Source organism: Desulfolutivibrio sp., assembly GCF_036584575.1.
Taxonomy (GTDB): Bacteria; Desulfobacterota; Desulfovibrionia; order Desulfovibrionales; family Desulfovibrionaceae; genus Desulfolutivibrio.
Genome location: NZ_JAZHDB010000232.1, coordinates 1 through 9,875, shown reverse-complemented (window position 1 = coordinate 9,875; position 9,875 = coordinate 1). Strand labels below are relative to the sequence as shown.

At 65.2% G+C, this 9,875-nt stretch carries 10 protein-coding genes and 1 pseudogene; 7 read left to right on the top strand and 4 right to left on the bottom strand.

Annotated features, from left to right (window positions below):
- Window positions 1–152: 152 nt before the first annotated feature.
- The 4 genes from V3572_RS17595 (at window position 153) to lon (ending at window position 4,992) form a co-directional block, all read left to right on the top strand.
- Window positions 153–1,157: a DNA polymerase III subunit delta gene (locus V3572_RS17595; protein ID WP_332112337.1), complete on the top strand. Its 1,005-nt coding sequence runs from the start codon at window positions 153–155 to the stop codon at window positions 1,155–1,157.
- A 120-nt stretch (window positions 1,158–1,277) separates the two neighbouring features.
- Window positions 1,278–1,964: a RadC family protein gene (radC, locus tag V3572_RS17590; protein ID WP_332112336.1), complete on the top strand. Its 687-nt coding sequence runs from the start codon at window positions 1,278–1,280 to the stop codon at window positions 1,962–1,964.
- Window positions 1,965–2,027: 63 nt separating this feature from the next.
- The gene (locus V3572_RS17585) at window positions 2,028–2,303 is read left to right on the top strand and encodes an acylphosphatase (RefSeq protein ID WP_332112335.1); all 276 of its coding nucleotides are present in this window, start codon (window positions 2,028–2,030) and stop codon (window positions 2,301–2,303) included.
- Between the two features lie 220 nt (window positions 2,304–2,523).
- A complete protein-coding gene (gene lon / locus V3572_RS17580) occupies window positions 2,524–4,992 on the top strand; it encodes an endopeptidase La (RefSeq protein ID WP_332112334.1) in 2,469 nt (822 codons plus the stop codon).
- Window positions 4,993–5,065: 73 nt separating this feature from the next.
- On the opposite strand, the gene V3572_RS17575 is transcribed toward lon, so the two are convergent.
- Together V3572_RS17575 and mqnE are read right to left on the bottom strand one after the other, a co-directional pair.
- Window positions 5,066–5,509, bottom strand: coding sequence for a TM2 domain-containing protein (locus V3572_RS17575; RefSeq protein ID WP_332112333.1), 444 nt, complete (start codon window positions 5,507–5,509; stop codon window positions 5,066–5,068).
- Between the two features lie 49 nt (window positions 5,510–5,558).
- The gene (gene mqnE / locus V3572_RS17570) at window positions 5,559–6,641 is read right to left on the bottom strand and encodes an aminofutalosine synthase MqnE (RefSeq protein ID WP_332112332.1); all 1,083 of its coding nucleotides are present in this window, start codon (window positions 6,639–6,641) and stop codon (window positions 5,559–5,561) included.
- A 155-nt stretch (window positions 6,642–6,796) separates the two neighbouring features.
- Between mqnE and V3572_RS17565 the strand changes: the two genes are divergently transcribed.
- Together V3572_RS17565 and V3572_RS17560 are read left to right on the top strand one after the other, a co-directional pair.
- A complete protein-coding gene (locus tag V3572_RS17565; protein WP_332112331.1) occupies window positions 6,797–7,378 on the top strand; it encodes a hypothetical protein in 582 nt (193 codons plus the stop codon).
- Window positions 7,379–7,661: 283 nt separating this feature from the next.
- Window positions 7,662–8,516, top strand: a complete 855-nt coding sequence (locus V3572_RS17560) for a hypothetical protein (RefSeq protein WP_332112330.1) — start codon at window positions 7,662–7,664, stop codon at window positions 8,514–8,516.
- A 21-nt stretch (window positions 8,517–8,537) separates the two neighbouring features.
- Here the strand turns inward: V3572_RS17560 and V3572_RS17555 are convergent, their stop codons facing one another.
- Entirely contained in the window at window positions 8,538–8,933 is a 396-nt protein-coding gene (locus V3572_RS17555; RefSeq protein ID WP_332112329.1) for a zinc ribbon domain-containing protein, read from the bottom strand.
- A gap of 153 nt (window positions 8,934–9,086) precedes the next feature.
- Between V3572_RS17555 and V3572_RS17550 the strand changes: the two genes are divergently transcribed.
- Window positions 9,087–9,290 (top strand): ferredoxin, encoded by a 204-nt coding sequence (locus V3572_RS17550; protein WP_332112328.1) that lies wholly within the window; start codon window positions 9,087–9,089, stop codon window positions 9,288–9,290.
- A gap of 94 nt (window positions 9,291–9,384) precedes the next feature.
- Here the strand turns inward: V3572_RS17550 and V3572_RS17545 are convergent.
- Window positions 9,385–9,875: pseudogene (locus V3572_RS17545) on the bottom strand (hypothetical protein); the annotation flags it as partial.

Genomic DNA, 9,875 nt, shown 5'->3' with positions numbered 1-9,875 from the left:
CGCCGCACCAACCTGGACGAGCTGCCCCAGGTGGTCAACGTCCTGCGCGGCGAGAGGGAAGAGAAACGACGACGAGGTGTATCGGAGGTTCAAGAGGTTGTAGCCGATCCCGCTCCTTGCCTCCCCCACCCCCCTTGAGTATCCTCACCCCCATGCAACGCCCCGGCTTCACCTTCCTCGTCTGCCCGGACCCGGAAATGATCAAAAACCGCGTGGAGCGCCTGCTCGGCGAATCCGGCGAGGTCTTCACCCGCGAGGTCTTCCAGGGCGACGAGGAGATTCCCGCCGCCTTCTGGCGGGCGCTCACGGCCCCGTCCCTTTTCGCCGAGCCCAAGGCCGTGATCCTGCGCCGGGCCGACGCCCTGCCCGAGGACTTCTGGCCCAAGCTCAAGGGCCCCCTGTCCGGCTTCGCCGCCCACGTCTGGCCCATGATCTGCCTGGAAAAGCCCTTCGGCAAAAAGGGGCCGACCTTCCCCAAGGCCCTCTCCTCCCAGCCCTACTACCAGGTGGCCGAGAAACGCCGCTGGATATGGACCTCGCCCGGGCTCACCCGCCGGGACATGGCCCCCATGCTGAGAGACTGGGCCGCCTCGAAAAACCTGTCCTTCGCCCCGGGCGTGCTCGACGCCCTGGCCGCCGCGCTGCCCGAGGACATGGCCATGGCCGGGCGCGAACTCGAGAAAATCGAGCTTTTGGCGCGTTCGCGCAGCGACGCGCCGCCTGCCGCCGCCGACAAAACACCCCCGCCCGGGCGCATCGGCCAGGACGACCTGTCGCTTTTGGCCTCCCGGCCGGGCATGGACGCCTTCGCCTTCTTAAACGCCTTTGCCAAGCGCGGCGCCGAGGCCGCCATCTGGCGCGAAATCTTCGAGCAAAGCCTGTCGCCCGAGGACATGATCTTCAAATTCCTTGGCCTTTTGCGCAGCGACGCCCGCCAGATGTGGCAGATCCACCTGGGCGAGGCCGAGGCCGTGCGCCTGCCGCCGTTTGTCAAGTCGCAAAAGGAGGCCATGGCCCGCCGCCTGGGCGAACGCGGCCTGACCCGCCTTTTCGACCTGGCCATGGAGGCCGAACAGGGCATCAAGTCCGGGTCGAGAAATCCGGATCAGGCCATGGAACTGCTGGCCGCAGAGCTTTTTTCCCTTTTTTCGCGATGAAAAGCCGGGCGGCATCCCCATTTATCCTTGTGTTCACCCCCTTTTTGCGTCACTTTCCAGATAACAAGGCCGGTTGCGGCCATGTTTTCAGGGGAGAAACCCTTGCCCGGGCGGTCCGCCATGCTTATTAAGGAAAGTCACCCCCATTACCACGGGCACCGCAAGCGACTCAAAGAGCGGCTGGCGGAAAATCCCCGGGGCCTTGCGGAATACGAGGTGTTGGAGCTGCTTTTGAGCTACGCCAACCCCCGCCGTGACAACAAACCTCTGGCCAAGGCCCTGCTTGAGCGTTTCGGAAGCCTGCGCGGGGTCTTTTCGGCCAGAGCCGCCGAACTGACCGCCGTTGACGGATTCGGCCAGGGCTATGCCCAGTTCTGGATGCTGTGGCGGGAGTTCTGGGCCCGGATCAACGAGGATCCCGTGCGGCGACGGGCGGTCTTAAGCAGCCCCGACGTGGTGGCCCGCATGGCCATGGCCCGTCTGGGGACGCTGGAGGATGAGGAATTCTGGCTGGCCCTGGTGGACAACAAAAACCGGCTCATCGGCTGGGAGCAGGTCAGCAAGGGCACCGTGGACCAGACCGCCGTCTATCCCCGGGAGGTGTTGGCCCTGGCCCTTTTGCGCAAGGCCAGCGGGGTGATCCTGGTGCACAACCACCCGGGAAACGACCCCAAGCCCTCCAGGCAGGACGTGGAGCTCACCAAGCGCATCATCACCGCCGCCCGGGAAGTGGACCTGCGGGTTCTGGACCACCTGGTGGTCACGGAAAAAAGCTATTTCAGTTTCCAGTCCGAGGGCATGCTGTAGGTCGCCGCAGGAATCTCGATCCTTCCGGGTAGCCCACACGGCCCGGAACACACGGAGGGGACCATGGAAAAGAGCTTGCATTGCATCATCTCCGGTAAGGTGCAGGGCGTCTATTTTCGCGCCTTCGTTCAGGAGCAGGCCGACAGCCTTTCGCTTCGCGGCTGGGTGCGCAATCTGGCGGACGGCAAGGTGGAAGTGCTGGCCCAGGGGTCCGAAGAGGCCCAAAAGGCCCTCGCCGAGCGTCTGTGGCAGGGTCCGACCCTGGCCCGGGTGGAACAGGTGGAGGCCAACCACATCGACTACGACAAGTCCTACCCGGGCTTCGCCATCCGCGGCTGATCCCGTCCCCGGCCAGGGGACGAAAACCCGGCGAGCCCCCCGCCGCAGGGTCCAGGCCGTCGGGGCCGGGCCTGCCCGGGAAAACGCCGAATTTTTCGCAACATCCGCCTCCCGCAGCACGCCACAAGGGAAGCGATGGGGCGATTCTTGGCCGCAACGCGGGCCGCATGCCGCGTCGCGACCACCGTACGAGACGACCAGAAAAGGAGAAACCCGACTCATGAATGGTGAAAATACGACCCTTCCCGAGGATGGCGCGGCCCTGCAGGTGGCGCCCGAGGCTGCGGCAGCCACGGACACGCCGCCAGTGGACGAAAAAACCGGCCCGGGCGACGGGGAAAAGGCCCAACTCGACATCCCCCTGGAGATGCCGGTTCTGCCCGTGCGCGACATCGTGGTCTTCAACTATATGATCCTGCCCCTTTTCGTGGGGCGCGACAAATCCGTGCAGGCCGTGGACGCGGCCTTAAGCGGCAACAGATACATCCTCATCCTGACCCAGAAGGACGAGAAGGTGGACGAACCGGGCCCGGACGACCTGCACGTCGTGGGCACCGTGGGCATGATCATGCGCATGCTGAAAATGCCCGACGGCCGCCTCAAGGTGCTGGTGCAGGGACTGACCCGGGCCAGGGTCACGGAGTTCACCTCCACCGATCCCTTCCATCTGGCCAAGATCGAGGTGCTGGAGGAGCGCGACGTCAAGGAGATCACCCTGGAGCAGGAGGCCATGATGCGCGCCGCCCGCGAACAGAGCGAAAAAATCCTGTCGCTGCGCGGCATCGCCACGGCGGACATCATGTCCGTCTTAAACAGCGTCAACGAACCGGGACGCCTGGCCGACCTCATCGCCTCCAATCTGCGCATGCGCGTGGACGAGGCCCAAAAAATCCTCGAATGCGAGGATCCCATCGAGCGCATGCATCTGGTGAACAACCAGCTGGTCAAGGAGGTCGAGGTGGCCTCCATGCAGGCCAAGATCCAGAACATGGCCAAGGAAGGCATGGACAAGGCCCAGAAGGACTTCTTTTTGCGCGAGCAGATGAAGGCCATCCGCAAGGAACTGGGCGAGGGCGAAGACGAAGACGACGATATGGAGGTGCTGCGCAAGGCCCTGGACAAGGCGGGCCTGCCCAAAGAGGTCAAAAAAGAGGCGGACAAGCAGTTAAAGCGCCTGACCGGCATGCATCCCGACTCTTCCGAGGCCTCGGTGATCCGCACCTACCTGGACTGGATGGCCGAACTGCCCTGGAAAAAGCTGTCCCGTGACCAACTCGACATCAAGGAGGCCAAGCGCATCCTGGACGAGGACCACTACGACCTGGACAAGGTCAAGGAGCGCATCCTCGAATACTTAAGCGTGCGCAAGCTCAACCCGGGCATGAAGGGACCGATTTTGTGCTTCGTGGGGCCTCCCGGCGTGGGCAAGACCTCGCTTGGCCGGTCCATCGCCCGGGCGCTGAAACGCAAGTTCGTGCGCATGTCCCTGGGCGGCATGCGCGACGAGGCCGAGATACGCGGCCACCGGCGGACCTACATCGGGTCCATGCCCGGACGCATCGTGCAGAGCATCAAGCAGGCCGGCACACGAAATCCGGTGATCATGCTGGATGAGATCGACAAGGTGGGCACGGATTTTCGGGGCGACCCGTCCTCGGCGCTCCTTGAGGTGTTGGACCCGGAGCAGAACTTCTCCTTCTCCGACCATTATCTCAACGTGCCCTTCGACCTGTCCAAGGTGATGTTCATCTGTACGGCCAACATCCTGGACACCATCCCGGCGGCGCTTCTGGACCGCATGGAGATCATCCGCCTGCCCGGCTACACCGAGCAGGAGAAGGTGCATATCGCCAAGCGCTTCATCCTGCCCCGCCAGGTCCAGGAAAACGGCCTGAAAAAGACCGACATGGTCCTTTCCGACCAGGTGTTGTCCCAGATCATCCGGGACTATACCCGGGAGGCGGGGCTGCGCAACCTGGAACGCGAGGTGGGCTCGGTGTGCCGCAAGCTGGCCCGGCGCAAGGCCGAGGGCGAGAAGCCGCCGTTTCGCATCACCGCCAAGGCCCTGGTGAAGCTTTTGGGACAGCCCCGGCACCTGGACGAGGAGCATGAAAAGGTGCTGCCGCCCGGGGTGGCCGTGGGATTGGCCTGGACGCCGGTTGGCGGCGAGATCCTGCACATCGAGGTGGCCACCATGCCCGGCAAGGGCAAGCTGCACCTGACGGGCAAACTCGGGGACGTGATGAAGGAATCCGCCCAGGCCGCCCTGTCCTACGCCCGGTCCCGGGCCAAGGAGCTTGGGCTCGACCCGGATTTCACCGAGAAGCTGGACATCCACGTGCATGTGCCCTCGGGGGCCACGCCCAAGGACGGCCCCTCGGCGGGCGTGACCCTGGTCACGGCGCTGATTTCCGCCCTGACCAACACCCCGGTGTGCCACGACGTGGCCATGACCGGGGAGATCACCCTACGCGGGAGGGTGCTGCCCGTGGGCGGCGTCAAGGAGAAGATCCTGGCCGCCGTGGCGGCCGGAATGACCCGGGTGATCATCCCCAAGCGCAACGAAAAGGATCTGGAAGAGATTCCCAAGGAGCTGCGGGCCAAGATCGTGGTGCAGACCGTGGAGCACATGGACGAGATATGGCCCCTGGCCTGCGGCCGCACGAAGCCCGAGGGCGCTGCATCGTAAGAGGCGCGGCCTATCCGTACGATAACGAAAGGCCCGGACGCTCGTCCGGGCCTTTTTCATGACAGACGCCAGGCTAGAACCAGGGTTTGCTTCCTTCGACGTACACCCGCCGGAACTCCGCGTCGGATTTGCTGATGTACATGAAACATTCCACAAGCGAGACCAGCCCGATGATCATGGATGGGATTCCGGCCAGGATGAACCCGAAAAGGAAAACGAGAAGCATGATCAGGCCCTGCTTCTTGTAACCCAGATAGAACTTGTGAATCCCGAACCCCCCGAGGAAAAAGGCCAGAAGCGCGGCGATGACCTTGTTCGGCCCGGCCGTCGACGCAGACGCGAGCAGAAAAATCTCGGACGCCGCCCCTTCCCTGGGCACGAAATCCGCCTCGACCCCGGCCACGGGCGACTCCCCCGACTTCCAGTCCGCCAGGGAAAAGCCATACCGTTGGCCATCCTCCCCGGAAATGACGCCCGACTTCGTGGAACCGTCCCAACTGAGCACGCGGCCTTTCATTGTCGTCTCCTCGGGTTTTGCGAAAACGGTTTCGGTTCGCCGCCGCCCCCTAGGCCCCGGCCACGGGCGCAAACCGGGCGTCGCGCTCAACCGGCGTGAACCCGGCCATGACGATGGCCTGGCGCAGTTGCGCGGCCGTCAGCCCCTTGGGGGTGTCGGCCCCGGCGGCATGCCCCACCCGCTCCTCGATCAAGGTGCCGTCGAAGTCGTCGGCCCCGGCCCACAGGGCCATCTGGGCGGCCTTGATCCCGGCCATGACCCAGTAGGCTTTGAGGTGCGGGATGTTGTCCAGGTAGAGCCGGGAGATGGCCATGGTGCGCAGGTAGTCGACGCCGCCCGGCCCCCGGGCCGACAGGGCGTTGTTGCCCGGCTGGTAGGGCAGGGGAATAAAGCACAAAAAACCGCCGGTCTTATCTTGCAACTGGCGCAGGGCGTCCAGATGGTCGATACGGTCGGCAACGGCCTCGATGTGCCCGAAGAGCATGGTGGCGTTGGTGTTCATGCCCAGGCCGTGGGCCGTCTCATGCACCGACAGCCAGCGTTCGCCGGAGATCTTCTCGGGACACAATTTGGCCCGCAGCGCCGGGGAGAACACCTCGGCCCCGCCCCCGGGCAGCATGAGCAGGCCGGCCTGCATCAGGGCGGTGAGGATGTCCGCCTCGGAGCGGCCCTCCACATCGGCCAGATGCGCCACCTCCACGGCGGTGAAGGCCTTGATCCCGGCCTCGGGGCGCTCCTCGGACACGGCCTGCAAGAGCTCCACGTAATACGAAAAGGGCAGCTTGGGATTTAGGCCCCCCACGATGTGCGTCTCGCGTACGGTCTGGTCGCGTTTGGCGCGAACCATGGCTCGTATCTCGGCCACGGTGTGGGTCACGGCGTCCGGGCTGCCCGGGCGCTTGCCGAAGGCGCAGAACCGGCAGGCGTTGACGCACTCGTTGGTGAAGTTGATGTGCTGGTTGAAGACGTAATAGGCGGCCCGGCCGTGGCGGCGCAGGCGGTCGGCCATGGCTGCGGCGCACAGGTCGTGCAGGCTGGCCTGGTCGGCCAGGGTCATGGCCTCGTCGCGGGACAGCCGACGACCGGGGAGATCATCCAGGATGCGGCGCGCGGCCGCGGTGGTTTCGTGCATGGCGTTGCAATTCGCCGTTTGGCGGGTTACTGATTGATGCCGTGTGGTGCGGCATAGCTTTTTTTCCGACGTCGCGCCAGTCCCGGGCCCCGCGAGGCGTCCGGGCCATAGTATGCATTGCCGTCACGGCGGAAAAGGGAAGGAGCGCAAGGGATATGCCCGTCCGAAAAACCATGCCCGTTCCGGATGCGTCCCTGGCGGCAGGCCTGATCCTTCTCGCCGTCCTCCTGGTCGCCACGGCCCCGGCCCTCGGGGCGGCCGCCTCCACCTCGGACTCCATCGCCTCCCTGCAGCAGTTTTTCAAAGGCCAGGAAGGCAAAAGCTCGGCCCCGGCCATCGACTTCGAGGTGGTGGGCGGATTCGCCGACATCACCACCGGGGCCAAGGACAGCTCCGGCCGCTATTTCCTGGCCGCCAGCCACGTCACCCGCTTAACCGGCGACATCTACCGCCTGGACATGGCCTTTTCCAAGAAGATGGAACAGGACATCATGGATTTCTCTCCGGCCTATTATTTCACCGAAAACCGCAGCTACTACTTCTGGTACAACAACGGCGACCGCATCGTCATAAAGGTCGGGGCCTCCCAGGCCGCCATCCCCGTGGCCCGCAAGGAAATCACCCGCGTGGACATCCAGTCCATGGACACCTACAGCGTGGATCGGCAGAAGCTCTTCAAGGATCTGACCTTCACCGACGGCAACACGGCCATCAGCCTTCAGATACGGTTCAAATGACGTACACTGTATCCTCTCTTTCCCTGCCCCAAAACGCACGCCAACAGGGGCGACACGCTTTCGCCGCGCCAGCGGGGTCTGGCCTGTGGAGGAGGCAGGGGGGAAAAGACGCCGGTTGGGCGACGTTTTCGCGGCTTTTTTCCGCAACATGCCGCAGCTCCGCCAAAAACCGGTATGGGCTTCCGCAGTGTCTTTTTCTCGGAAACCTTTCGGCACGAGGCAGGCTCACCCCATGTTACGACGAATCCTTACTTTTTTTCGACCCAGACGTATCTCTACCGGCGTGCGGCCACTCCTCGAGGATGCCGCGGCGCAACGGGCCGTCTTCCGCATCGAGGTAGGCGAAGGGTCGGGAGAACGGCGTTATTTCATCGCCACCGAGGTCACCCCCGGCGGCATTGAGTTGGAACCCAAGGGGATGCGGCTGGACAGCCTGCGCCATTGGCAGGGACAAAACTTCTCGTTCCGGTTCATCCTGTGCTCCCGCGAGAGCGGACGCACCCAGCTTTTCGAGTTCTCGTCCCGGGTTGTGTCCGTCGCTCCCCGCCAGGGACGGCTGATCCTGGCCCTGCCGGACGCCGTCAAATCCCTGGAACGCCGCCAGAACGTGCGCATCACCCTGCACATGCGGCACATGCCCCGCCTGGGCATCTGGCCGGTGATCGGCGGAGGCGGAAGCAAGGCCGCGCCGCGCATCATGTCCCGGCCCATCCTGGACGTCTCCCCCAGCCACTCCAGCATCGGCCTGACCATCCGCAATCTCTCCAGCGGCGGCATGCGCCTGTCCCTGAGCAAGTCCGACTTCGCCTCCAACGAGGTCCATCTGGAGCCGGGCAAACGACTGCTCCTGGAATTGAGCTTCTCGGGCAAGGCCTTCGACACCCGCCACCTGTTCCGGATCATCTCCTGCGTGCGCAACGTGATGCCGGGCCAGGGCGGCCGGATCGAGATGGGGGTGCACTTCCTGGCCCTGCACCAGGAGGGGAAAAAACCGGCCTGGAAAAGCGTGGAACAGGGCGGCGTGGACCAAATCGGCCGCCTGGTGCACCAGTTTCAGGTGGAATACTACAAGGAACTCAAGAAACGCCTGGAAAGGATGCCCGCCCAGGGGCCGCACAAGGTTTCCAAGGCCTCGTAATCCCCGGATTCGCCTGGCGGATCAGAGCCTGCGCCGCCAGGCCAGAAGGGCCGCCAGCCCCGTCAGGGGATACAGGGGCCAGTAGGTTCCGGTCGCCATGGACCAGACCGCCACCCCGCAAAGGACCAGGGCCAGGGCCCAGGCCACGCCCAGTTTGCCCCACACGGGCGAACGCATGTCGCCCTGGGAGGCGAGAAACAGGCGCGTTTCACTCCCTGCGGCCTCCCCTGGGCCGGGGTCGGGCCCTGTCCGGACGTCCCGGGGCCCATCGGTCCCGGTGGCCCCGGTGGTCCCGGCCGCCGCATCCTCGCCGCCGGGTTCCGGCTCCGCGCGTTCCCGGGAGCGCAGCTTGTGCCCGCAGGCCTGGCAGAACCGCAGGTCGTCGTCGTTTTCCGCGCCGCATCTGTTGCAGATCATGAATGCATCCCGTAGGCCATTCCCCGCCCGCTGCCGGGCATTGACTTTTCTCCCTCCGAGCTTAGCCTCTCAGGTCAACATGCGATAGTCCGGCGACGGCCTCTTTCGGCCGCAATCGCGCATGTTCCCACTGAAGCCCCCATGAGGAGATCCATGTCCACAACCTGCCCCCTGCGAAGCGTTTCGGTCAACCCGGTGTGTTGCAACGGCTGCGGCACGTGTGCCGAGATGGCCCCGGAAATCTTCCGGATGGACCCCCTGAACGAAAAACCCGTGGTCATCTGTGACGACTGCCCCGAGGAAGACGCCCTGCGGGCCCAGGCCTATTGCCCCCATGACTGTATCGAGGTGGACTGAGCCCCGCCCTGCCGCCTTGCCGCCTTGCCCCCAAAAGGCCGACGGGACGGGGGGCACGGGACGACGCCGCCCTGCCGCTGAAAATGGTCGCCGGTCACCCCGCCAGGAGCAACCGGACCAGTTCGTCCAGGATGGCCACCAGGTGGCCGCAGGCCCCGCCCACCCCCGGCGGCGGCCCGAACAGCCCATGGCGCTCCTTGGCCAGGGCCGCCTCGGGCACGGCCTCGCGGTCGAAGCGGGACAGGGTGGCGGCCAGCCGCTCGGAGAGGAAATAGTCCGTGACCCCGTCGTGGAACCGGCCCATGCCCGCCGCAAACCGTCCCCCGTGCTCCCGCCAGAAGGCTTCGGCCGGGGCCGTGGGCGCGCATGAGGCGGCCTGGTGGACCATGGCCCGCAGGTTGCTCACGGCAAACCCCGGGGTTCCCGGCCGCCAGCCCAGAAGCCACGGATTGCGGCGAAAAAGCAGGCGGTGGGCGACGCCCAGGTCGATGACCGCATCGAGCAGACGCACGGCCCGGTCCAGGCCGTCGTCCCCGAACCGGCGCGGCGCGGCGTCGGGAACCCAGGCGGGCACGGCCCCAGGCG